The sequence below is a fragment of the Vibrio spartinae genome, assembly GCF_024347135.1.
Classification (GTDB): Bacteria; Pseudomonadota; Gammaproteobacteria; order Enterobacterales; family Vibrionaceae; genus Vibrio; species Vibrio spartinae.
This window is the reverse complement of sequence record NZ_AP024908.1, coordinates 553,000-578,771: the sequence shown is the minus strand read 5'-3', so window position 1 is coordinate 578,771 and position 25,772 is coordinate 553,000. Positions and strand designations below refer to the sequence as shown.

Here is a 25,772-nt window from a genome sequence, read left to right as displayed (position 1 = left end):
ATGGATAGAAAAGCATGACAGATTCATCTCTGTTTGTGAAATAGAGTTCAAACTTTTTTTGTCTCTCAAGCAGCCACACCACCAATATTCATCATCTGTGATGTAAGTAACTCGTATGCCTGGCTTTTTATATTATTCTTACACGAAGAGCTATCTCTCTGGGAAGATGCCTATGCATTTAGAGCGAGTCGAAATATCCGGCTTCCGAGGAATCCGTCGTTTATCACTGAGTTTAGAAGCGCTCACCACTTTAATCGGAGAAAACACTTGGGGAAAGTCTTCCCTGCTGGACGCACTCAGTATTGCCCTTCCACCTGACGGTAGTCTGTATCATTTTTCGCTTCAGGACTTTCATGTCAATTACGCGGTTTCTCAACCACAGACTCAACATCTGCAAATTGTGCTCTGTTTTATCACCACCGAGAAATATGAGCCGAAATCCGGACGATATCGTAAACTTAAGCCAATCTGGCAACCTGCACCCCGGGGATTCAGCCGGATCATTTATCGGATCAGTGGTACCAGAGAACATGATCGAATTACAACCATCCATCACTTTCTTGATCAGGATGGCGAACCGCTCAGGCTACACCATTCAGAAAAACTCGCCCAAGAGTTAAGCAGTCTTCATCCCGTCCTGCGTCTCAGAGATTCGCGACATGTCGAAGTCTCAACCAATGGCAACAATCACAGTAAGAATGCCAGAATAGAGAAAAGAATCGACAATACCTGTCGTCGGTTGCTGGCAACCCCCGGACACGTGAATAAAGGGGAGATCAAAAGTAGCCTCAATTCAATGAATTCATTGGTTGAACACTACTTCTCATTCAAAAGCCGGAGTAAAAAGAAGCCGAGGTTTGAGAGAACCAGTCTGGTGTATGCCTCACCCGCATCAGAAAAAACTTTCATTCAATATATTGAAGAAACCAAAAACCGTCAGAGTCGGTTGTTGTTGATGCGCTTACTGAATGCTTATCTACAAGCCAAAGGCCCGACCGATCTCCGCCGATGTGCCCGACCGATTCTCATTATTGAAGATCCGGAAGGCCGATTGCACCCGACGCATTTGGCACGGGCCTGGACGATTTTACAATTGCTACCAATGCAAAAGATTCTCACGACGAACAGTGGGGAGTTGCTTGCGGCCGTGCCCCTTTATTCAATCAGACGACTGGTCAGAATGACAGACCGGACCAAAGCGATGTCTGTCCCGGATAAAATGTTATCTCAGGACGACCTGCGTCGTATCGGTTTTCACATTCGCTTTCATCGCTCCAGTGCCTTATTCGCCCGCTGCTGGTTATTGGTCGAAGGTGAAACCGAGGTCTGGCTGTTTAGTGAACTGGCTCGCCAGTGTGGTTATGATTTGATGGCTGAAGGGATACAGATCATCGAATTTGCGCAATCCGGACTCAAGTCATTAATTAAAGTTGCCAAAGCATTCGGCATCGATTGGCATGTTGTCACTGACGGAGATTCAGCCGGCAAGAAATATGCGGCAACCGTTCACGCATTACTGGAACATGATCAGCTCTTACACCGTCTGACCGAACTCCCGGACCGCGATATCGAACACTTCTTATATAATCACGGCTTCGAGTTTTTCTTTAAAGATATGCTTAAAATCCCACACGACCACCCGATTCCCGCCAAGAAAGTGGTCATTCGGGTACTCAAGAAATATGCAAAACCTGATTTAGCCCTCGCGATTGTTTCTTATTGTGAACAACGCGGTGTCGTCTGTATTCCGAAGCTCCTCAGACAAACGCTGAAACGGATTGTCACAATGGCAAATGGCAATACCTAATATTAAACCAAACGCTGACTCTGCTATGGTTCCAGACCAAGCGTCTGTCTATCGTAACTTTGTCTATCGTAACAGAGACCGGCCTTCGACCATGTGCAGGCCGGTTGTCCTGATACAGTCGATTAATGGATGTTCACCGACATCGGCACGCCAGATAAAAGACAAGCTCCGATCCATCTTTAATTCAGGAACATTCAAGGCGACTAACTGGTTACTTTCAATTAACGGTTTGACTTCAAGATACGGCAAGCAGGTCAAATAATCTGAATGTGCTGTCAGGCTGCACAGGAGCGGCACAAAATCGTACTCACGCCAGACATCCAACTGAGCAACATATGGATGAATCGCACTTTCAAACACCATCCTAGTGCCTGATCCGGGTTCTCTTAACACCCAGCGAGCTTGTGCAAGTAACTCGAAACTGACAGAGGGCAAGCTTGCATACGGATGATCAGGCGCAGCAACAATCATCAGCTGATCACTACACCAAATCTCCTGACAGAGTCGATGATCATCACAACGACCTTCGATAATGCCTAAATCACTGCGGTAATTCAGAACATCTTCAATGACATTATGTGAACTTTTGACACTGACTTTGATCCGGACATCGGGGTAACGATGATCCAACAGGCTGATCAGTTCCGGAAGCAAATGCTCTGCCGGTGTTTGGCTGGCACACAGCGTCAGATCACCACTAATGCCCTGCAAATCAAAAAAACCAGTCTCGATCTGTCGGGCGTCCTGCAACAAACGTCTTGCTCTTGGTCGCAGCCATTCTCCCCAATGAGTCAGTCGCATCTGTTTACCCTGACGCTCGAATAATGCGCGCCCCAAAATTTTTTCCAGTTGCGACAAAGACATACTGGTTGCAGACTGTGTCAGAGACAAATAATCCGCAGCCTGACTGACACTGCCGTTCTCAGCAATCGCATCGAAGACAGCGATCTGTTTTAATGTATATCTCACCGATTTACCTATCTCATTGTGCATCCACGACACCTTTATTCTACGGGGCTTGCGGCAACTATCAATCAAATTGATAGTTATATTCAGAATTACCAATTTACCGTATGGTGTAAAATTAGGTACTCTACGCACAGGAATGTGCTGTAGCACACAATTTAAACGCTTTGAGTTATATCTGGAGAGCCCATATGGCGAACAACACCGATTACTTAACGCCTGCTGAAATGATGGTTGAAGCAGAACATTACGCGCAGAGTAAAACCAAGAAATCAACAGGGATGATTTTAGGACTCGGGATAATGGCTGGCCTTTTTATCGGGCTTGCATTTGTATTTTATATTACAGTGACAACTGGCTCTGCTGATATCCCTTGGGGATTAGCAAAACTGGCCGGTGGTATCGCTTTCAGCCTGGGGTTGATTCTGGTTGTGATTTGTGGCGGAGAACTTTTTACCAGTTCTGTACTCTCTATTCTTGCCCGGGCAAATCGACAAATAAACACCACACAGATGCTGACCATTTGGGGCAAAGTTTATCTGGGTAACTTTTTAGGTGCCATGTTGCTGTTAGTATTAGTGATGGCGGCAGGTTTGTACGGTGGCGCTCACGGGCAATGGGGTCTTAATGCTCTGAATGTAGCGCAACACAAACTCCACCACACTTTTATTCAAGCATTCGCCCTCGGCATTTTGTGTAACCTGTTGGTCTGTCTTGCCGTTTGGTTAACGTTCAGTTCAAAAAATGCAGCAACCAAAGCAATGATGACGATTTTACCCGTCGCGCTGTTCGTTTCTTCAGGTTTTGAACACTGTGTTGCCAATATGTTTATGGTGCCATTAGGCATTGCGATTCAAACATTCGCACCGGATACGTTCTGGCACGCTGTCGGTACAAATGCCAGTCAATATGCTGATCTGACGATTTCTCACTTTGTGTTTGCCAACCTGATCCCAGTGACTCTGGGCAATATTGTCGGTGGGGCTTTCCTTGTTGGTTTAGGTAACTGGTTTGTCTTCAGCCATCCGAATCAGAAAAAAGCAGACGCCATGCCGCAAGTTGACGCACTTAAAAGTGATGCCTAAGCGTTAATAAACACCAACGCAAATGGATGATTGGATCATCGATGGTTGCACCGTTCATCAAAACGAACGTTGATCAAAAAAGCCTCTCAAACGAGAGGCTTTCCTTTATCTATCGTATCGGATGCAATTTATTTTTTAATACCCTCAACATAAAGCTGCATATCGACGGTTTCAACCATGTCCATTGCTTTGATGCCAAAGTCCGATAACTGTAGTGTGGTCGTCCCTTCAAAACCGGCACGCTCGCCTCCCCATGGATCAGGGCCTGCACCAATGAGTTCTGCATCGATACTGATTGGCTTCGTTTGTCCATGCAGCGTCAGATCACCATTGATCGTAAATTCACCATCACCCTGATCATCAATACTGGTGCTTTTGAACATTGCTGTTGAATATTTACCTGCGTTAATGAATTCTCCGCCACGAAGGTGCTTATCTCGCTCTGCGTGGTTTGAATCCAGAGAAGTCGTATCGACTTTAACCTCAACCTTTGATGCAGCGATATTCTGCGGATCATAAGAGAATGTGCCGTCAAAACGATTAAAGCGTCCCTGAATATAGCTGTACCCCAGATGACTCACGGTAAAGTTAATCGATGCGTGACCACCTTCTGTGTCGATAACATAATCGGCAGCAGTTGCACCAAAAGATAATGTTGTCGCGAATGCCAATCCTGTTGCTAGTAATGTCTTTTTCATGATTTAGATGCTCCTATCATTTTTCGTAACGTATCATCTTTGGAAATAAAGTGATGTTGTAGCGCGGCCAAGACATGCAGAACAACCATAATGATCAATGTCCAAGCTGCGATTTCGTGAACAACCCCAGCCAGATCAGCCTGCCCTTCAAAGAGTGCGCCCGCGCCGGGAATGGTAAACCAGTTAAACACATCAATGCCTCGGCCATCTTCTGTAGAAATCAGATAACCGGAGATAAAGATGATAAACAAATCAAGATACATCGTATGATGAACGGCTTTCGATGCAATTTTCTCAAAACGAGACCCTGTCACTTTTGGTGATACGGTTGAGGCTTTCCAAATCACTCGGAAAATGGTCAAAAGAGCCAAAAGTATCCCGACAGATTTATGTAAAAAAGGCGCCTCATGATACCAAGTGCTGTAGTAAGACAGATCAACCATCCAAATACCAACCGCAAACATTCCCACGATAACGATTGCCGAGAGCCAGTGTATGCACCTAGCGACAAGATTATAGTTTTTAACATCAGTGCTCATATTGCCCTTCCTGACGGTCTATTTGCTCATAACAATCATTGCCCAATAATGGTTTCCCCAAATAGAAAACAATTGTTGCTCCAATAGTACTTATAGTAGAAATTGGTATATCTTAACTTTCTTTAATAAGTATTTCTTATAAATATTTCATCGAACACCTTAATAAATCGATGAACTCATTCTAATTTATTGAACTATACGCATTTAAATGCATTTCATTGGCGTGTTCATCATTGATTACCCCCATTTTGTTCGGTGATCTCTCGCCCAAATTAACTGATTCAAATGCGCTGAAAACATCACAAAAACTCAAGATTTTTAGTCGAATAGCTCTCCGAAAAGAATAAAAAAAATCGAGTTCGGTATAAAATATGCTACGCTGAGTGTTGTTCTTACAAGGAGTGTTAATCTTGTTATTGGATATCCTGATTCAAAGTGTCAATGAGTTTCAATCTGACTGTCTGAAGTTATGTGAAAAGCATTATCCGACAATTCACAATCAGGGAATGACTGAACATCACCTTGCCAAAGCATTTGCCAGACGACTCGCCCGTACGCTCATTGAATTCGGCCATTCTTGTGAATATATGCCGATCGACCTGCATGTCCACCATGAACTCCCCCATCATTTTCGCGTGACCTCAGAAATAGGCACCGTGTGGATCTTAACGCACCATCTTGTCAGTGCCGGAAAGACATGCCGGGAAAAACTGGTTCAGGATATTACCCTCTGGAAAGAAGAATATGCCTATGCCATTCAACCCTCAGACCTACTATTGTTGCTCGCTGATCACTGGATTTCGCGTCGAACCACCAGCCGGGAATTGCTCTATTGGTGGATGGGACAGTTACCGGATGAGCTCGCCGAGTACAATGCTCAGGGCATCACGCTATATGAAAGTGACTCACGATTAAGCCAACATTTAGAAACCTGTCATGCGGTTTCGCCTTGTTATATTAAGTATGGTCACCCACTCAGACGCTCCAAAGATCAGCAATTGGTGCGTAAATACATTCAACTGTACGCTGTGTTGCAATGGGCCTAATGTCGATCCTCGTCCCACTCTGCTCATCCCCAAAAAAATCGTAACGGCAAATCATCAAATCTTGCCGATGCATCATTTCGAATTCACGCAGAATTGAAGTCCATCCTTTCATTCGATATGCATCGATACTTTTGCCATTCAAAAAACTAATTTACTCTCTATTTACAGTAAAATATGTCGTTTTATTTTTACTAGGAAAATAAAACAACTCAGATTAGAATCGCCTCCCATAAAATTCATAACAACAGCCATCCCTTGCAACAGACAATCGTTAGTCACAGGTGATGACTGAATTCATACCTCAGGTATGAACTTAAGCTCAACGTAAACAAAATAAAAAGGTCCCTGAATCATGAGCCCAGAGAAACATTTACTCGACTGGCACGCTGGCCAAACGATTGCGGAATCCATGTCTCCCCTTATCGGGCAGCTATACCGAAACCACGGGGTTGAAGTCATTTTATTCGGTAAAACGCTAATCAACGCAGCAACGATTGAAATTATTAAAACGCATCGGATTGCCCGGCGCTATATTGGTTCTCCTCTCGATTTACAACAAACACGCCCTATTTTACAACAGCTCACCGAACTTGAATTAAGCCCGAGCCGTATTGATATTGGCCAACTCGCCCATCGATACTGGCAGACCCACAATGATGAATCCGGCCTGAAGGACTATTTACAAACATCACTGCACGATGCTTTGAGTCACACACCGAAAGCCGCCCACAAAGATGTTGTGCTTTATGGGTTTGGTCGAATTGGTCGTTTACTGGCACGCCTGCTGATCGAAAAAAGTGGTCCCGGCTATCCGTTACGTTTACGGGCGATTGTAGTGCGCGGCGGGAAAGACGGAGATTTGGAGAAACGAGCCAGCTTATTACGTCGTGACTCGGTTCACGGTCTATTCAACGGCAGTATTACCGTTGATCATGAGCGTAAAGCGATCATTGCCAATGGCAACTATATTCAGGTGATTTATGCCAACCAGCCACAAGACATCGACTATACCGATTATGGGATTCACGATGCACTCATTGTCGATAATACCGGGGTCTGGCGTGATCAAGAAGGTTTAAGTCAGCATCTGCAATGTCAAGGCGCAGCCAAAGTGCTCCTGACGGCACCGAGCAAAGGTGAGATGAAAAATATTGTTTTCGGGGTCAACGAATCAACGATTCTGCCTGATGACACCATCATTTCCGCTGCAAGTTGTACAACCAATGCCATCACTCCGGTACTAAAAGCCGTTCATGAACAGTATGGGATTTTATCGGGTCATATTGAAACCGTTCATTCATTTACCAACGATCAGAATTTGATTGATAACTTTCACACCGGTGAACGTCGTGGACGAAGTGCTTCACTCAATATGGTGCTGACCTCAACCGGTGCGGCCAAAGCAGTTGCAAAAGCACTGCCGGAACTTGCCGGGAAACTCACTGGTAATGCGATCCGAGTGCCAACCCCGAACGTATCGATGGCAGTTGCCAACTTAAATTTAGCGACGGATACCGACAAAGACACTCTGAATCACTACTTGCGAGATATCGCGCTGAATTCACCGCTGGCACCACAAATTGATTACACCGAATCCACTGAAATCGTTTCAACTGATTTGGTCGGTTCGCGCTATGCCGGAGTCATCGATGGTGCAGCAACGATTGCTCAGGATTCTCGCTGTGTCTTGTATATCTGGTATGACAATGAATTTGGCTACAGTGGTCAGGTGATTCACTGTATGGAACAGATGATGGGCGTTCGCTACCAAACTTATCCGGCCCAATAACCAGTTTCGTCTCCACAACATAATAATAATGACCGATCGATGCCGTCAGTTTATCGATATCTCTTCTGCGTATACCGATGACATTGATCATGCACCTGAGTGCTTGCCGCTTTCTCAACTAAAGCGGCTTTTTTTCGCTCATCACTCAACACTGACGATGTTCACATCTTATGACAATAAGATTATGACAATGAAGATAAAGCCACCAGCTCTCGGGTATATTCATGTTGCGGGTCGGCAAAGAGTGTTTGTGTCTCTCCCTGTTCAATCATTTTCCCCTGGCGCATTACAATGGTGTAATGACACAAGGATTTCACCACATTCAGATCATGACTGATAAATAAGTAAGTCAAACCGTGCTTTTCCTGCAACATTTTCAGCAAATCCAACACCTGCGCCTGCACGGTCCGGTCAAGCGAGGATGTCGGCTCATCCAGTAGAATAAACTGAGGTTGTAAGATCAATGCCCGGGCAATCGCAATCCGCTGCCGTTGACCACCGGAAAATTCATTGGGATAACGATAACGACTGTGCGGATCGAGCCCGACTTCAATCATCACTTCGCAAATTTGCTGATCAATCTCTGCATCACTCAAGCGCTGATGGACTCGCAACCCTTCACCAATCACCTGAGCGACGGACATTCTTGGGTTGAGTGCCGAGAATGGGTCCTGAAATACCACTTGCATCTGGTGACGGAAAGGCAACATCCCTTGACGATCCAGTGACTGTAATTCTGTCTCCCGAAACCGAATCGAACCTTCGGAATGAAGCAATTTGAGAATTGCTAATCCGGTGGTTGACTTGCCGGATCCACTCTCTCCAACCAAGCCAATTGAGTGACCTTCTCGCAGATTGAACTGCATATCCGTGACCGCTTTAACATGACTGAGCGTGCGCTTTAGTAAGCCGCCTTTTATCGCAAACCAGACTTTCAGATCTTGAACCTGAAGCAATGTTGGGGCGTGATCAGCGACGGTAACCGGCTTTCCTCTGGGCTCGGCATGAATTAACTGATGAGTATAAGGATGTTGCGGTGACGTAAACAGTTGCTGTGTTTCACCGGTTTCGACCAAATGTCCCTGTTGCATCACGGCAACCCGATCGGCGATCCGCCTGACAATACTCAGATCATGCGTAATAAACAGCATTGCCATACCCAGCTCTTGTTGGAGCGCTTTCAATAGGTCAAGGATCTGGGCTTGTACCGAAACATCCAATGCCGTGGTCGGCTCATCGGCAATCAACAGCTCAGGTTCATTGATCAATGCCATCGCAATCATCACTCGCTGCCGTTCACCACCGGAGAGTTCATGCGGATAAGCATTAATTTTCGTTGCCGGTTCACGAATACCAACCTTTTCTAACCAGTTCAATGCAATTGCTTCAGCTTGACGAGACCGGGTTCCCCGATGGATTGTCAGAGTTTCTACCAACTGTCTGCCAACCTTGTGCAGCGGATTCAGTGACACCATCGGTTCTTGAAAAATCATACCAATCCGTCCACCGCGAATCCCGCGTAATTGACGGGCAGAACAGGTTAATGTATTGATGCCATCAAAAAAGATTTCACCTTCACAGTAGTGTGCAGCATGAAGTGGCAACAGCTTCAGAATCGCATTGGCTGTCACCGACTTTCCGGAACCACTCTCCCCGACCAGAGCAAGAGTCTCCCCCTTACGGATAGAGAAACTAACCTGATGTGTCACTTGTTCAATACGCTCTTGTGCGGCACGATCTTGACGACGAAAGCCAATCGACAGGTTCTTTAAACTCAATACATCCTGACTCATGTGCGTTTCCCGTACTGATGTGGATCGAATGCATCTCGCACCGCTTCACCGATAAATACCAGTAAAGTCAGCATCAACGATAGAACCACAAAGGCTGATATACCTAACCAAGGGGCTTGGAGATTCGCTTTCCCCTGCGCCAGCAGCTCTCCGAGTGATGGTGACCCAACCGGCAGACCGAAACCCAGAAAATCCAGTGACGTTAATGTCGTCACCGAACCGGAAAGGATAAATGGCACCATTGTCAATGATGCCACCATGGCGTTCGGCAGCATATGGCGGCGCATAATTTGGTGATCGGAGACGCCCATCGCCTGTGCTGCTCTGACATAATCAAAATTACGACACCGCAGAAATTCAGCCCGCACAATACCCACCAGACTCATCCAACTGAACAACACCATAATCCCCAGTAACCACCAGAAATTCGGCTCAACAAAACTAGACAGAATAATGAGTAAGAACAGCGTTGGCATGCCTGACCAAACCTCAATAAAACGCTGGCCGAACAGATCAATCCACCCGCCGTAATATCCCTGAATCGCACCGACCCCAACGCCAATCACAGAAGAAACCAGCGTGAGTACAAACCCAAATAAGACCGAAATACGGAACCCATAGATAATCCGGGCTAAGACATCCCGTCCTTTATCATCTGTTCCGAGCCAGTTAACCGCATCCGGCGACGACGGGACGCTGCCACTGTCAATATTAAAATTGATGGTATCGTAACTAAACCGAATCAACGGCCAGACAATCATGCCTTTTTCGCGAATCAAGCCATCAACATACGGATCGGTATAATCAGCTTCCGTCGGAAACTCACCACCAAACTGAGTTTCAGGGTACACATACATGATCGGGAAATACCAATGATGGTCATAAGAAATGAAAAGGGGCTTATCATTGGCAATGAATTCAGCAAACAAACTGATCAGAAACAGGAGACTGAAAAGCCAAAGTGACCAGTAACCCCGTTTGCTTTTTTTGAAGCGTTGCCAGCGTTCAGCATTCATTGGATTCATCTTGATCAACGCCATTCAACGGGCCTCAAAATCAATACGCGGGTCAACCCAGGTATACGTCAAGTCTGAAATGATGCCCAACACCAACCCCAACAAAGTCATAATATAAAGAGAACTGAATACCACCGGATAATCCCGCTGGATTGTCGATTCAAATCCCAGCAAACCAATACCGTTGAGTGAGAACATCACTTCAATCAACATCGAACCAGTGAAGAAAATACTGATAAATGCACTGGGGAAACCAGCAATGATAATCAACATCGCATTCCGAAACACATGCTGGTACAGAATACTGCGCTCATCCAACCCTTTCGCCCGGGCCGTGACCACATACTGTTTATTAATTTCATCGAGAAACGAGTTCTTCGTCAGCATGGTCAATGTCGCAAATCCACCGATCACCATCGCCAGAATCGGCAAGGTCAGATGCCAAAAATAATCACCAACTTGCTGATACCACGTCAGTTGTTCAAAATTATCCGAGACCAATCCCCGCAGTGGAAACCAGTCGAAATAGTTACCACTGGCAAAGACAATAATCAACAAAATCGCAAACAGAAAACCGGGGATCGCATAACCGATGATAATCATGGCACTGGACCAAAGATCGAAACGCGAACCATGGCGGATCGCTTTCATAATCCCAAGCGGAATCGAAATAAGGTAGACAATTAAGGTACTCCACAAACCCAACGAGATAGAAACCGGCAAGCGTTCCTTGATCAGGGTAATAACATCCCCACCTTTGAACAGGCTTTGACCAAAGTTGAACGTGGCATAGTTTTTTAGCATCTCGACATACCGTTCCAGCAGCGGCTTATCAAAGCCGAACTGCCGTCTAATCTCGGCAACCACTTCGGGATCGAGTCCTCTTGAACCTTTATAGCCTGAGTGTCCCGCTTTTTCGTCTGAAAGGGAGACATCATGACCACCACCACCGAGCCGCTCCATCACCCCTGAACCGAGCCCCTGCATTTGCGCAATCGCCTGCTCAACAGGCCCACCGGGTGCAATTTGGATAATAAAAAAATTAATAGTAATAATTGCCCACAACGTCGGGATCACTAACAACAACCGACGGAATATATATGCAGCCATAATTTCCTCTAATGGCTTTTACCGCTTGCCAACGCCTGTTCTTTAGTGGCTGAAATCCACCAGCTATCCACACCGAGCGTGTATTTTGGCATCACTTTCGGGCGTTCAAACTTATCCCACATCGCAACATGATAGGTGCTGACATACCATTGCGGAATCATATAAAAATTCCACTGCAATACCCGATCAAATGCACGCCCTAATGCGACCAGCTTTTGTGCATCATGCTGATTCGCTGCAATGGCTTCCGTGAGTTGATCCACTGCCGGATCCGAGACCCCCGCCTGATTGTACGTTGAGTTAATAAAGCCAGAATTCCAGACGATCATCAAATCCGATGACGGATAAGCGTTCGCACTGTACCCTCTTGAAATCATATCGAAATCTCTGTCACGGAGACGTTTGGTGTATTGGGTCGTATCCACGGTACGGATGTTCATGGTCATTCCCATCCGCTTTAGATTTTTCTGCAAAGGGATCGCAATGCGTTCATCGGTCGGATTATAAATTAACAACTCAAATGTGAATGGCTGACCACTTTTCATATCGGTCATGACACCATCTTTGACCTGCCATCCTGCTGCTTTAAGCAACCTGAACGCTTGACGCATCTGAGCCCGAATTTGTCCGGAACCATCGGTGACCGGCGGCTGATACGTTTGGGTAAAAACCCGTGGCGGGATCTGATCTTTCAACGGGTTCAGAATCGCCAGCTCGGCCTCAGACGGTAGTCCTTTCGCTTCAAACGCCGTATTCTGAAAATAACTTCTCGTCCGCGTATATTGGTTATAGAACATATGTTGATTCATCCACTGGAAATCCAGTGCATACGTCAACGCTTCTCTGACGCGTCGGTCTTGAAACACTGGCCGGGTCGTATTGAAGACAAACCCTTTTGCCGGTGCCGGTTTCTGATGCGGAATTTCTTCTTTGATAATATCACCATTGTCGAAATTCACGCCTGTATATGCGGTTACCCACTGTTTGGCATCGGTTTCCTGACGAAAATCAAATTCACCAGATTTAAAAGCCTCCAGCATGACCGTATCATCCCGGTAATAATCGTACTGAACCACCTTAAAGTTGTTCCGTCCGACATTCACCGGTAAGTCCCGAGCCCAATAATCATCGACCAAACCGTAAGTAATACTCTGTCCCATTTTATAATCGATGATTTTGTACGCACCACTACCGACCGGTGGCGTCGCCAGCGGTTCGGCAAAGTTCTTATCCTTCCAGAAATGCGCGGGTAAAACCGGAAGCGTTTCAGCAAGGCTGAACAATTTTTCCCGATTCGGTTGTGACATTTCAAACCGAACGGTCCGATCATTGAGTGCTATTACCGCTTTGACATCTTTATAATAAACGCGGAATTGAGGCACACCTTCGGTGCTCATCTTGTTAAAACTAAATGCGACATCATGGGCTGTAATCGGCTGCCCGTCATGGAAACGAGCCTTCGGATTCAAATCGGCTTCAAGCCAAAGATAGTCATCCGAATAACGAATTTTGGTCGCAATCAGCGGGTAGTAGGTGTCGATTTCATCACTGGGAGAAAACATTAAGCTATCGTATAGCTCTCCACTGGCAACCGCCGGGACACCCCGTGAAGCGTAGCGGTTAAAATTATCGAACGTCCCGATTTGACCATAAGTGACTTTGCCATATTTCGGGGCGTTCGGATTCACATAATCGAAATGCTTGAAATTCTCAGGATATTTCGCCTGACCATATCCAACCAAGCGGGTCGTTTCAATCACTTTGCCAAAACTGGCCATACTGAATATCATCAAGCCACAACTCAATAAAGCCAGTCTTACTTTACCCATACGATTACTTTTCCTAAATCAATAATTCTTTTGCAGCCAACCGGAGTAGAAATGTTTCCCGCCCCAGATTCTCCCCATGATGGGATGGATCCATCAACGCCTGCTCATTATGCGCAATAGCCTGATGAATATCGAGCCAAACTGGATGACTTCCGTTCTGGATCTCATAATTTTCCGGTGTGGGTTCTTTGAGTTGGTCAGCAACTTTACAGGCATAACAATAAGAGACGACATGTACAACCTGTCCGGCTTCGGTGCCTTTCGGCCGGAACTCTTCATAAATGCCTAAGGGTTGGATATTGTGCACATTGTAGGCGCCGGTCTCTTCTTGCAGCTCACGAACCATGCCGACTATCGGGTCTTCACCGTCTCTTAACCCGCCTCCCGGTAGACTGTAATCATCAAAACGGTCGGTATACAGTGCTAAAATTTCGTTCTGCTTGTTCAGCACAATCGCTCGACTAGCCAGACGAACTTGTGTCTGAAAATCCTTCTGGGCTTGCACCTCAGGATCGACTGATGTGGCCAGATGTCTCATAAGGGCTTCTCCTTGTCTGTCCTTGCTAATCAATTGCAAATGCTGATGACCATCGGCCATAAAAACAATAAGTTAGCAAAAAATAAAATGCAATATTTTCAGTACTTCGAGTTCCATATCTCGAAGCAAGCCGGAACAAAGTACCATGAACCAAGGATGATTACTGTTTGATCTGACATATTTTCTCAATTTGCACTGCAACACATGAGCAGTGAAACAATTTATATAATATGTCTTTGATTAATAAAATAAATATATACTATTATCAATAATAGGTGACTACTATGAAAAATCAACACTCGTCGTCATCGATTCATGTTCAACATGAACAACACGAGAAAACGAAGCAAATATGGATTGATACCGGTATGTTGATACTGGGCGTCCTCGGATCAAGTGTACTGGCAATTGCCTGTCTCTGGCTCGACTACCTGTACGGAGACCACTATATTGGTGAAACCTCTGTCACCGAGTATGTTCAACAAATTCTCTTGGGTGTTGCGGTCATCGCGTTTTATCGGATCAAGGCTTGTCATGAGCCCCTACGTCATGCAGCTATCCTGATTAGCGGTTTTTTTATGGTCTTATTTATCCGAGAACTCGACTTCCTGTTTGATCATATATGGCATGGTTTCTGGATTTACCCGGCTGTTCTCGTCACCATCAGCGCTTTGATTTATGCATGGCGAGGGAAAGATCAGGTATTCCATGAAATGGCTGAAATTCTCAGCATCCCCAACATGCGCTTGTTAGTCTGTAGCGTCATCATTTTAATTTCGTTTTCACGGTTATTTGGGATGGGGAGCTTCTGGCATATGGTCATGCAAGAAGGCTATATTCGTAATGTAAAAAACATTGTCGAGGAAGGCACTGAACTACTGTGTTATGCGCTCATCAGCTACTCAGCAGTGTCAACGCAACTCTACATAAAAACCCATGCTGCGATGCAACCGCGCAAGCAGATCAATATCCATGAAAGTATTTATCGTTAAATAAACCGGTTTATTTCATATTTCAGTATTAAATACGGGATGTTTCATATCAACAACGAAACATCCCGAAATCCTTTTCAGCAGGCTCATTCGATTCATATCAATCAATTGACAGACAAACCGATTCATTGGGAAAAATTCATTGAGACAAATGCACAGCATTTGAAGTCACGGTTAAAGTGTCATGCCGCCATATGGTGATTTCTGCTGCGACAGGATACTCACCACGATACACCTTTCTTTCTATCACAATTGCCGGAGTCCCCGGGGCAGCATGAAGCCTGACCGCTGTTTCACCGGTCAGGCAACCAACAGTGACACTATCACTAACATTGAGCTCATGCAGTGATTCTCGTTGCCGGAGCCATGCAAATAACTCTTGCGCTGCATCACAATTCTGTACTGTATGTTTCTCAGCATGAACCCAGTAACGAACCAGACAAACCGGACGCTTCTCTAGATAACGCAACATTTCTACAGCATACACTTCAGCAAAAGGCCCCAATTGAAGCCAGCCACTCACCTGTTTATTCGCCAGTGTATTTTTCGCACGAATGACCGACAAACTCGCCTGACGTGCCTGTTTTTCTGCCAGAACGAGAAAGTCTTCAGCCGTTGATAAGGGGAAGTCGATCCGCGGCGGTGCAATAAACCAGCCCCGACGATCTTCCCGATAAATCAATCCTTCGGTCTCCAGCAACGACAAAGCTTCACGCAACGTCACCCGAGTGGTGGCAAATGTTTCAGCCAGTTGTCGCTCTGAAGGCAATTTCTGCCCAGCGGCCAACATGCCCTGCTCTATCTGTTCGGCAATGGTTTCTTTAATTTTAATGTATTGCACGGATAACCAACTCAAAGTGACATTGTCACAATAAAGAAACGAATACACTCAATTTAACGGGCTTTCTCTGCGGATACAATGAGATCTTTTTCCGTCAGACCGCTCAAACCGTGTCCGGTGATATTCAGGCAAAAATCACCGCTGATAATTCGGTTAAAGATTGGATTTCATAGTGGCAAACAACATGCTCGGGAATCGATTGCTGAGCGGTATTCAGCCAGCACGTGGTAAACCCATATTGGTGCCCCCCCTGTATATCTGCCACTGGATTATCACCGACCATGAGCACTCGACTTTTTTCGGGATAACCGATCTGTTGATGCGTATAGGCAAAAATTGCCGGATCCGGCTTGGCGACACCGACTTGTTCAGAAACTGTCACTTGAGCAAAATAATCGGTCAGACCGTGCTTTTCCAAACGGTGGGATTGTAAATCGATAAAACCATTGGTAATAATCCCGAGCTGAGCCTGCCCGCGTAACTGTTCCAGTAAAGCTCTGGCTCCGGGTAGTAGTGTAGAGATCTCGGCCATTGCCTGAAAAAAACCGAGATTCAATGCTTCGGTCGTCTGACCAAGCCGTGCAGCCCATGTCGTAAAACGCTGATGTTTCAGGGTCGCTGCATCAAGTTTTCCGTCTTGATAATCGCGCCACAACTGTTGATTTTGTGCTTGATACTGTTTGAAATCTTCTGGGGTAAAGTCCACACCAAAAGCGGAAAACATTTTCTCCAGCCCAGTAAACGCATCAAAATGAAATAAGGTTTCATCCGCGTCGAATAAGATCCAGTCAAATTTCATAAATTATCCTTTTGTATCATACTGCTCACCCTCACAATGCTTCTGCCGATCAAATGCATCTGCCGATCATTTGTGTACAATCAGTTTATACTGTTTTTGAATTGGCTATAATCCCTTACTAAAGAAACTAACTGTTTCCTGTAGGTCAACATTAATGATTAGTCCTAAATTTTCTTCATTACCGATTTTCGTTGCTGTTGTCGAATTGGGCAGCTTTTCCGCAGCGGCGAGCCAGCTCAATATTACCAAGTCAGCGGTCAGTAAACGTCTGACCCAGCTCGAAGAAATGCTTGGCGTGCGGTTATTTCATCGTACCACGCGAAAAATTCATCTGACCGAAGCGGGAGAAAGACTTTATTTTTATGCATCTCAGTCTCTGTCTTATGCAAAACAAGGGCTGGATTCGGTGTTAGAACTTCAGGGAGAGCCTCAGGGAAAACTGAAGATTGCGGCCCCGATGTCGTTTGGCGTCCGGCATATCGCCCCTTATATCAGTGAATTTATGAAGCAGTATCCGAAACTCGATATCGAGGTCGAGCTTGAAGATCAAATGGTTGATCTGTTGCAGGGCGGATTCGACCTGGCGATCAGAATCGGCCGTTTACCGATGTCGAATATGATCGCCAAACGCCTCACCGACTGTCAATCCGTGCTGTGTGCATCTCCCGAGTATGTCGCTCAGTTCGGATTACCGGAACACCCAACCGATCTCCGTCATCATAACTGCCTGCTCTATTCATATTTTCGTGGTGGACAGGCTTGGACATTCCACCAGCGAGACAAAGAATATAAAGTCGTTCCCAAAGGAAATCTGGTCATGAATAACAGTGAAGGCATTCGTCGGGCAGCATTGGACGGATTAGGGATTGCACAGCTCCCGACATTTATGATTGGTAAAGATTTAACCGCAGGGCTGCTGATCCCCGTTATGTTTCGCTATCACCTACCAAATCATGCGGTTTATGCGGTCTATCCAGACAGGCAGTATCTGCCGCATAAAGTGCGCCTTTTTATTGACTTCATTCAATCAAAATTCGGTATCGATACACCATATTGGGATCAGGCATTTCAACAGATTGAACCGACAGTCTCAGCACGGTAAAAATCATGCTAGGCTTATACAAATCACGACACAATTGAATCACAGAAAGGATTACAACATGAAAAAGATAGCTGTCATTTTAAGCGGTTGCGGTGTCTTCGATGGAGCGGAGATCCACGAGAGTGTTTTGGCACTGCTTGCTATCGAACGTCAAGGTGCAAGCTGGCATTGTTTTGCTCCCGATATTGAGCAACACCACGTCGTCAACCATAAAACCGGTGATGTCACCGAAGAGAAAAGAAATGTTCTGACAGAGTCTGCCCGCATCGCTCGTGGCCAGATTACCGACCTTTCGACCATCAATCCCAGCGAATATGATGCACTGCTGTTACCGGGTGGATTCGGTGCCGCGAAAAATCTGACAGATTTTGCTATCAATGGCGCAGAATGCAGTATCAACACTCACGTAGCTTCTGCATGTCGGGCGTTCGCCCAGTCAGGAAAACCGGCTGGTTATCTGTGCATTGCACCGGCGATTATCCCAATGATTTACGAAGCAGGCGTTCGTGGCACAATCGGCCATGACCCCAATATGGCCGCTGCATTTCAGGCTCTCGGTGGTGAACATATCAATTGTCCGGTTGATGATATTGTTTATGACGAACGCCACAACGTATTATCGACACCAGCCTATATGCTGGCGGGCAGTGTTTCAGAAGCCGCTTCAGGCATCGATAAACTGGTCAAGAAACTCGTCGAGCTGGCTTAAGCTTTTTAAGATCGTATCGATTCTCAACGATACCCTCAGATCACTGACAAACGATCGGCATCTCCGATCGTTTTTAAATCCTCACAGCCAAACCATCTAATCTCTAATCTCTAATCTCTCAGCATTCATCGCTTCCATCTTATGCAAACAAAAGAGATGTCATTGATTCACCCAGACATTTCACTTATCAATGAATTCCTGCTCACATATTGACCATTCTATCACTCATTCGTGGCTTGCTTATTCATTTGATCACAGTTAATCTATTCTGAAAATTATAAAATAAAACACCATTTCAAAATTAAAATAACTTTATTTTATTTTAACCAATAACAGCATAACCAATAACAGAAGGAACCTCTGTATGAATCACCTGACAACGACGGGTTTGGGACTCTCTTCCCTCCTTTGTCTTTCTTCTGCCATCGCAGCCCCACTCTATGACAGTAAGGTTGCATTAGATGGTTCTGCGGACTTTACTTCAATCCAGGAGGCGATTAACAGTGCTCCGGATGATGGAAGACCGTATGTTATCTATGTCACCAATGGCATTTATCACGAAAAACTCAATGTCTCTCGCCCCAATGTGATGCTCATTGGTGAAAATCGCGATCAAACGGTCATTACCGCGACAACCGCCAATGGCACATTGGATGAAAATGGCAAGAAATACGGTACATCCGGCAGCCGCACCGTGTACATCAATGCCGCTAATTTCACTGCCCGTTCTCTGACCATCAAAAACGGGTTTGATTTTCCGGCCAATCAAGCTAAAAGTGATGATGACCCGACGAAGCTCCGTGGGACACAAGCCGTTGCGCTCCTGGTTTCGACCAAAGCGGATCACTCACAGTTTAAAGATGTCCGGCTGGTGAGCTATCAGGATACAGTCTATCTCCGCGCACCACACACCTACGTTGATAACTCCGTGATTACCGGAACCGTCGATTTTATCTTCGGTGAAGGCACAGCTCTTTTCGAAAACAGTCAGTTGATCGCTCGCTATCGTGATGATGTGTCACCGGGTAACATTCAAGGTTATCTCACCGCCCCTAGCACGAACATCAACTCTCCTTTTGGTCTCGTATTTAAAGATTGTCAGTTGTCAAAAGAAGAAGCGGTTCCGGCTGCAAGTTATGGTCTGGGACGCCCTTGGCATCCCACCCGGACATTCGAGGATGGCCGCTATGCCGATCCGAATGCAATCGGCCACACCGCTTTCATCAACTGTGATGTAGACGATCATATTTTCGGTTGGGATAAAATGAGCGGTAAAGACATCAACGGCAATGTGATCTGGTTCTATCCTGAAGACAGTCGTTTCTGGGAATATCAGAATACCGGAGCCGGCACAGCCGACGCTTCCGATACGGCAAGACGACAACTGAGTGATACCGATGCGGCACAATATACCCGCAGTCATATTTTGTCCGGCTGGCAACCCGATGTCTCTCTCGGTCCACAAAGTATGCTCAAAGGTCAGGTCATTCATGCACGGATGAGTTTTCCTGCCAATGTCCATCTGAAAGGCAGTAGCGGCCAGACAGTCACGACCCTGACTGATTCCGCCGGATACTATCAAGCCTCAATTGCAGGCATGACGCCACCGATTCTGGTTGCGGTTGACGATCAAAGTGGTGCTTCCTGTCTCCACAGAGATTCCTACCAATCGGTCTGTGCCAGCGCTCTGGTCAGTGACATCACCAATAACGGCACGGCGATCGGCAATGTCAATCCGTTCAGTGACCTGATCGTTTCCGAGCTTGCTGCGCATGAAGGGATTAACGGCCCGGCCTTGCTGAATGATATGGATAAACTACCGGCCTTTTCAGCAACGGTACTCCAACAAGCACAGCAAAATTTCAGAACCGCCTTCCAGTCTGTGGCCGACGCATATGGGATTGATGCGCAACAGTCGTGGGATCCTGTCAGTTATGGTGATTTCTATGAGCCGATCATTCGTAAACTTGCCAGTCAGGTCATCCATAATCGCGGCTATGATACTCACACCGGATTGACGGCAAAAACCGCCCTGACCGACCTGTCATTTCATTCGATCCTTGCCGCAGAAACCGTTGCAGGATACCAAGTCACCGGTGAACAGCTTGCTGACACTCAGCAACAAATCCAATCGGCTAAACGTCGGATCTTTCTCGTCGGTGATTCAACCGTCTCAAACTATGACAATACGGTTTATCCACGCATGGGATGGGGACAGGCATTTGCTGATATGGTATCCAATGGTCGTCGGTTACAGGTGGTCAATGCTGCTCGCTCAGGACGAAGTTCCAAAGATTTCATCAATGCTCGCTGGCTCAGCCAAATCGATTCGCTTGTCCGGCCTCATGATTTCCTGCTCATTCAGTTTGGACACAATGATGAGAAATGCAACGGTGCAAAAGCAGGGCGAGGAGCGGTTGATGTGGCAAACTTATGTACCTACCCGAATGATGCCTGGGGCAATCCTCAATACCCATTTTTGGCATGGCACAATTCCTTCCAGCACTCACTGGAAAGATATCTGAATTTTGCCCGTCGTCATCACATGCATCCAGTGTTGATCACCCCGGTGCCTCGAGCGAAAAGTCTGTATGGCGGTAATGGCACGCCCATTACGGCAAAACAGCATGTCACAACACAGAATGCAGACAACGGCTATCAATATGTCGGAAACTATACCCAAACGGTTGAAGACACCGCACAGTTCAATCATGTACCGCTGATCGATCTACAGGCTCTGGTCATTGATATGGCGAATCAGACAACCGGTGATGAATGGAAATCAATCTGGCTGGCCGTGGATCCGACACAATATCCTTACTATGCCGATCGGACTGGTTCATTCGCCAAACCCGATACCACCCACTTTCAACAGCAAGGCGCACAACGGATTGCTCAACTCGTGATTCAGGCCATCCACCAGAATCCTTCACTCCATCACCTTGCGAGACAACTTCCCCGTCCATCGCGTGACACGTTCTGATTCAAGCATTTTATTGACTAACGTGTTTTTGACTGATGTGTTTGCAACATCCATAAAAAAACCGAGGGGCTCTAACCACTCGGTTTTCTCTTTGAACCTGTTCTCTATGTTAACCGATCGATGAACTGAAGCGGTCATTCACCTCAGCCACAGTTAACCATAAGAGGCTAACCTAAAAGACTATTAACCTAAAAGACCATGTAAAAATTCGGAGCGCGTCGCGGGGTTAGACTTGAACAGTCCCCCCAATGCCGTCGTCGTCGTTTCACTGGTTGCATCCATCACGCCACGAGCTTTGACACAATAGTGGGTCGCATCAACCGTTACCGCAACATCATCCGTTTCTAACAACGCCTGTAGCGCCACCAGAATCTGCTGGGTCATTCTTTCCTGCACCTGCGGACGCTGAGAAAAGAAGCGAACAATCCGGTTAATTTTCGATAAACCGATAATTTTGCCTCGGGGAATATAGGCAACAGCCGCTTTTCCGTCAATGGTGACCAAGTGGTGCTCACAGGTACTTGTTACGGTAATGTCTTTGACCCGAACCATCTCACTGACTTTCATTTTATTTTCAATCAAGGTGATCTTCGGAAAATTGTAATAATCAAGGCCGGAAAAAACTTCATCCACATACATTTTAGCAATACGATGCGGTGTTTCTTCAAGGCTATCGTCCGTTAAATCCAGTCCGAGCAGATTGAGAATTTCACGCATGTGATATTCTATTTTTTCTTTCTTCTCTTCTCGCCCAATAGGATTCGGACGCATCGGCGTTTCTAAACCACGATTTTCGAGTGCATTTTTGACCAGCAAAGCAGACTCGCTCAGACCTGACATGACATAACCTCTCTGATTCAACCCTTCCGGATGGCTGACAAGGATACTCGGAATTTGTCATAATTACATCCACAATTTAAGGCAGGAAATCAGAAGCCCCTCAGTGCATTATGATTTACGAATGAATCCGTATACCTGCCCTATAAAATGCAACACATTGCATTAAAATATTCATGAAAGCACACTCGGAATGCAACGATTCATGCTAAAGTACCCCCTCAACATCATACAATGCGAATTAGGATAAACAGATATGGGATGCTGTGATACCCAAGGACTTCTCCCAATTGAAGATGCGATTCAAACCATGCTGGCTGATGTTTCTCCGCTAAAAATCAGTCAAAAACTCCCCATCGAAACGGCATTAGGTCATGTTCTCGCCGAAGATGTCCACTCTCCAATTGATGTGCCCCCTTTTGATAATTCAGCAATGGATGGCTATGCCGTCCGTACGCAAGACCTTACCACAACAGACACACTCCCTCTTGCGGGAAAAGCCTTTGCCGGACAGCCTTTTAGCGGAGATTGGCCGACAAATACCTGTATTCGAATCATGACAGGCGCCCCCGTACCAACGGGTTGTGATGCCGTGATTATGCAGGAAAAAACCGAATCAACTGCTGAAGGCATTCGCTTCCTTACCTCTCGCGTGAAAGCACAGGCCAATATTCGTCCTCAAGGTGATGATCTCAAGCAGAATGAGGTTGTCCTCCCTGCCGGCAGTCGTCTGACCGTCAGAGATTTACCACTGTTGGCATCACTGGGAATTGGTCAGGTACTGGTGCTACGCAAGCCCAAAGTTGCCATTTTCTCAACCGGGGATGAACTCAAACCCGTAGGTGAAACACTCGACGCAGGACAAATCTACGACAGTAATCGTTATGCCATTCGGCCCATGCTCGAAAAATTCGGTTGCGATGTGCTCGATTTAGGGATCATTCCCGATGATCAGACCCAACTCACTGAAACATTCCAAAAAGCACAATCGCTTGCAGATGTTGTCATAACGTCGGGCGGCGTGAGTGTCGGAGAAGCCGATTACACTAAAACGATTCTCGAATCTCTCGGCAAAATTAATTTCTGGAAAATAGCCATTAAGCCGGGTAAACCCTTTGCTTTCGGTAAACTGAATCATTCGCTGTTTTGCGGGCTGCCGGGTAATCCGGTTTCTGCAGCGGTGACCTTATATGTTTTAGTTCAACCGATGCTCGCCAAACTTGCGGGTCACACCCAATGGCAAGCACCTGTGCAGATGCAAGCGGTCAGTCAGGTTGCGTTTAAAAAATCCCCCGGCCGAACCGATTATCAACGCGGGGTTTTTAGCGTGGATAATGGACAAATCGTTGTCGATAACGCGGGAAATCAAAGTTCCGGCGCATTCCGCGCAATGAGTGCAGCCAACTGCTTCATTGTTCTTGAACAGCAACGCGGGTCCGTTGAAGCCGGTGAAACCGTCACTATCGAACCGTTTAATCCAGCGCTATATTAGAGAGAAACAACATGACGACGCATGACGAGCTGCTCAGTGATGACGAGCATCTGCGCTACAACCGCCAGATTATCTTGAAACAGTTTGATTTTGAGGGACAAGAAGCGCTGAAAGAAGGTCGGGTGCTCATCATTGGTGCCGGAGGTTTGGGGTGCGCAGCCAGCCAGTACCTTGCCAGTGCAGGCGTTGGCAACATCACACTGGTCGATGATGATGTGGTGGAATTATCCAATCTTCAGCGGCAAATTTTACATACTGATCAGGATATCGGGCGGCTGAAAGTCGATTCTGCGGCAGATTCGCTGCGTCAATTGAACCCTTACCTCCAGATTGAAACCATTGCGCGACGGCTTGACGAGCCTGCGCTACTGGCACTGATGAAACATCACGATGCCGTTCTGGACGCCAGTGACAATATTGCAACCCGTAATCAGCTCAATCAACTCTGCTTTCAAAGTAAGACACCGCTTATCTCCGGTGCTGCAATCCGTATGGAAGGTTTCTTAAGTGTCTTCACCTATCAAGCTGGTGAACCTTGTTATCAATGCTTCAGTACATTATTTGGCAATCATACCCCGACTTGTGTCGAAAATGGTGTACTCGCACCAGTCGTCGGTGTAATTGGGGCAATGCAAGCACTGGAAACGCTCAAAGTCTTGGCAAATTATGGCCAACCGTTGCGAGGGAAAGTGCTGTTATTCGATGCGATGACACTGTCATGGCAAGTAATGAAACTCCCCCAGCGAGAGAACTGCCCGGTCTGCTGTTGCAGCACAGTTGATTAATGCAGTTGTTTAATACAGTTGTTTAATACAATTGATTTAATACAATTCAGTGACAATGTCACAAATTCATCTAAAAAGCTCCCGGATGAGCGTTCACTGAACAATAGAAGGAATATAAATCATGTCACCACTTGTCTCACCGCAATGGCTGTCAGAACATCTATCCGACCCGAAACTGGTCATCTTAGACAGCAGTATTGCTTTTCAAATCCCCTCAGAAACGGAAAAAGATACCGTGCATAACATACCCGGTGCGCGGCGCTTTGATTACGATAAGATATTTTGCGATCCGGATAGCTACCTGCCACATATGATGCCGAACGAGGGGCATTTCAATCAATGTGCCCGCCAAATCGGACTCAATCAGGACTCACTGATCGTCGTCTACGATAACAGCGGCACACTGGCTTCTCCCCGGGCATGGTGGATGCTCAAGGTGATGGGACATAAACACGTTTATATTCTCAACGGGGGATTGCCCGAATGGAAACGCCAGGGACATCCGCTTGCGACGCGCTTTCAGAAGCCGACAGCACCCGGTAATTTTTCTGGTCAGCTCACCCCTGATTTCTTTGTGGATGCCGACTATGTCCTCGGGCAAATCATGCAGCAAAACAGCCTGACAATCGATGCCCGTTCTCAGGCGCGTTTTTCGGGTGCCGTGGCCGAACCCAGAGCCGGTATTCGGAGCGGCCATATTCCTCATTCAGTCTGTGTGCCGTTTACATGTCTCATCGATGGACACACGCTGAAATCACCGGAAGCACTTCGCACAGTACTACAAGAGACACTGCCTCATGATGCCGATGAGTATATTTTCAGTTGTGGCTCTGGTGTGACAGCTTGTATTGTTCTGCTGGCAGCATATATTTGCGGTTATCAAAACCTGAAAGTCTATGACGGCTCATGGACCGAATGGGGATCATCCCAGCATCCCATCGCAACAGATAAATGAAACAAGCATATCGGATAACCAGACAAGACACGGTGAACGGACACAATATCATCTCGCTCAC

Annotated in this window: 21 protein-coding genes and 1 pseudogene; 11 read left to right on the top strand and 11 right to left on the bottom strand. The window is 46.3% G+C overall.

Features of this window, described 5'->3' with window-relative positions:
• The first annotated feature begins 172 nt into the window (after positions 1–172).
• The gene (locus OCU60_RS20370) at positions 173–1,807 is read left to right on the top strand and encodes an ATP-dependent endonuclease (RefSeq protein WP_074374872.1); all 1,635 of its coding nucleotides are present in this window, start codon (positions 173–175) and stop codon (positions 1,805–1,807) included.
• A 63-nt stretch (positions 1,808–1,870) separates the two neighbouring features.
• Here OCU60_RS20370 and OCU60_RS20365 read toward each other — a convergent pair whose 3' ends face one another.
• Positions 1,871–2,776, bottom strand: coding sequence for a LysR substrate-binding domain-containing protein (locus OCU60_RS20365; RefSeq protein ID WP_074374961.1), 906 nt, complete (start codon positions 2,774–2,776; stop codon positions 1,871–1,873).
• 188 nt (positions 2,777–2,964) lie between these two features.
• Here OCU60_RS20365 and focA point away from each other — a divergent pair.
• Positions 2,965–3,825 (top strand): annotated as a pseudogene (gene focA / locus OCU60_RS20360) (formate transporter FocA); the annotation flags it as partial.
• Positions 3,826–3,986: 161 nt separating this feature from the next.
• On the opposite strand, the gene OCU60_RS20355 reads toward focA, so the two are convergent.
• Positions 3,987–4,556 (bottom strand): YceI family protein, encoded by a 570-nt coding sequence (locus OCU60_RS20355; RefSeq protein ID WP_074374873.1) that lies wholly within the window; start codon positions 4,554–4,556, stop codon positions 3,987–3,989.
• Positions 4,553–5,095, bottom strand: a complete 543-nt coding sequence (locus OCU60_RS20350; protein WP_021019305.1) for a cytochrome b — start codon at positions 5,093–5,095, stop codon at positions 4,553–4,555. The genes OCU60_RS20355 and OCU60_RS20350 overlap by 4 nt, the downstream gene beginning before the upstream one ends.
• Positions 5,096–5,505: 410 nt before the next feature.
• Here OCU60_RS20350 and OCU60_RS20345 point away from each other — a divergent pair, with 410 nt between their 5' ends.
• Entirely contained in the window at positions 5,506–6,141 is a 636-nt protein-coding gene (locus OCU60_RS20345) for a hypothetical protein (protein WP_074374874.1), read from the top strand.
• 352 nt (positions 6,142–6,493) lie between these two features.
• Positions 6,494–7,930 carry a glyceraldehyde-3-phosphate dehydrogenase gene (locus tag OCU60_RS20340; RefSeq protein WP_074374875.1) on the top strand — a complete coding sequence of 479 codons (1,437 nt, stop codon included), beginning with the start codon at positions 6,494–6,496 and terminating at the stop codon, positions 7,928–7,930.
• Positions 7,931–8,112: 182 nt separating this feature from the next.
• Here the strand turns inward: OCU60_RS20340 and OCU60_RS20335 are convergent, their stop codons facing one another.
• The 5 genes from OCU60_RS20335 to OCU60_RS20315 are packed head-to-tail and all read right to left on the bottom strand — an operon-like array spanning position 8,113 to position 14,216.
• On the bottom strand, positions 8,113–9,723 hold the full coding sequence (locus OCU60_RS20335; protein ID WP_074374876.1) for an ABC transporter ATP-binding protein: 1,611 nt from the start codon (positions 9,721–9,723) through the stop codon (positions 8,113–8,115).
• Positions 9,720–10,763: an ABC transporter permease gene (locus tag OCU60_RS20330; protein ID WP_074374877.1), complete on the bottom strand. Its 1,044-nt coding sequence runs from the start codon at positions 10,761–10,763 to the stop codon at positions 9,720–9,722. Before OCU60_RS20330 ends, OCU60_RS20335 begins: the two co-directional genes overlap by 4 nt.
• Positions 10,764–11,849, bottom strand: a complete 1,086-nt coding sequence (locus OCU60_RS20325) for a microcin C ABC transporter permease YejB (RefSeq protein ID WP_074374878.1) — start codon at positions 11,847–11,849, stop codon at positions 10,764–10,766.
• Between the two features lie 8 nt (positions 11,850–11,857).
• Entirely contained in the window at positions 11,858–13,639 is a 1,782-nt protein-coding gene (locus tag OCU60_RS20320; protein WP_370738704.1) for an extracellular solute-binding protein, read from the bottom strand.
• A 52-nt stretch (positions 13,640–13,691) separates the two neighbouring features.
• Positions 13,692–14,216 carry an NUDIX hydrolase gene (locus tag OCU60_RS20315; protein WP_074374880.1) on the bottom strand — a complete coding sequence of 175 codons (525 nt, stop codon included), beginning with the start codon at positions 14,214–14,216 and terminating at the stop codon, positions 13,692–13,694.
• A 284-nt stretch (positions 14,217–14,500) separates the two neighbouring features.
• On the opposite strand from OCU60_RS20315, the gene OCU60_RS20310 reads away from it, so the two are divergent.
• Entirely contained in the window at positions 14,501–15,208 is a 708-nt protein-coding gene (locus tag OCU60_RS20310) for a hypothetical protein (RefSeq protein ID WP_074374882.1), read from the top strand.
• Positions 15,209–15,347: 139 nt separating this feature from the next.
• Here OCU60_RS20310 and OCU60_RS20305 read toward each other — a convergent pair whose 3' ends face one another.
• Together OCU60_RS20305 and yjjG are read right to left on the bottom strand one after the other, a co-directional pair.
• Positions 15,348–16,049, bottom strand: coding sequence for a GntR family transcriptional regulator (locus OCU60_RS20305; protein ID WP_074374883.1), 702 nt, complete (start codon positions 16,047–16,049; stop codon positions 15,348–15,350).
• A 124-nt stretch (positions 16,050–16,173) separates the two neighbouring features.
• Positions 16,174–16,848, bottom strand: coding sequence for a pyrimidine 5'-nucleotidase (yjjG, locus tag OCU60_RS20300; protein ID WP_074374884.1), 675 nt, complete (start codon positions 16,846–16,848; stop codon positions 16,174–16,176).
• Positions 16,849–17,002: 154 nt separating this feature from the next.
• Between yjjG and OCU60_RS20295 the strand changes: the two genes are divergently transcribed.
• From OCU60_RS20295 to OCU60_RS20285, 3 genes are all read left to right on the top strand, one after another.
• Positions 17,003–17,950, top strand: a complete 948-nt coding sequence (locus OCU60_RS20295) for a LysR family transcriptional regulator (protein ID WP_074374885.1) — start codon at positions 17,003–17,005, stop codon at positions 17,948–17,950.
• 58 nt (positions 17,951–18,008) lie between these two features.
• Entirely contained in the window at positions 18,009–18,659 is a 651-nt protein-coding gene (gene elbB, locus OCU60_RS20290; RefSeq protein ID WP_074374886.1) for an isoprenoid biosynthesis glyoxalase ElbB, read from the top strand.
• A 364-nt stretch (positions 18,660–19,023) separates the two neighbouring features.
• Positions 19,024–21,642, top strand: a complete 2,619-nt coding sequence (locus OCU60_RS20285; protein ID WP_074374887.1) for a pectinesterase family protein — start codon at positions 19,024–19,026, stop codon at positions 21,640–21,642.
• A gap of 183 nt (positions 21,643–21,825) precedes the next feature.
• Here the strand turns inward: OCU60_RS20285 and folE are convergent, their stop codons facing one another.
• On the bottom strand, positions 21,826–22,482 hold the full coding sequence (folE, locus tag OCU60_RS20280; protein ID WP_074374888.1) for a GTP cyclohydrolase I FolE: 657 nt from the start codon (positions 22,480–22,482) through the stop codon (positions 21,826–21,828).
• A 253-nt stretch (positions 22,483–22,735) separates the two neighbouring features.
• Here folE and moeA point away from each other — a divergent pair, with 253 nt between their 5' ends.
• From moeA to OCU60_RS20265, 3 genes are all read left to right on the top strand, one after another.
• The gene (gene moeA / locus OCU60_RS20275; RefSeq protein ID WP_074374889.1) at positions 22,736–23,971 is read left to right on the top strand and encodes a molybdopterin molybdotransferase MoeA; all 1,236 of its coding nucleotides are present in this window, start codon (positions 22,736–22,738) and stop codon (positions 23,969–23,971) included.
• 11 nt (positions 23,972–23,982) lie between these two features.
• Positions 23,983–24,756 (top strand): molybdopterin-synthase adenylyltransferase MoeB, encoded by a 774-nt coding sequence (gene moeB, locus OCU60_RS20270; RefSeq protein ID WP_074374890.1) that lies wholly within the window; start codon positions 23,983–23,985, stop codon positions 24,754–24,756.
• A gap of 118 nt (positions 24,757–24,874) precedes the next feature.
• Entirely contained in the window at positions 24,875–25,711 is an 837-nt protein-coding gene (locus OCU60_RS20265; protein ID WP_182289154.1) for a sulfurtransferase, read from the top strand.
• Positions 25,712–25,772 lie beyond the last annotated feature (61 nt).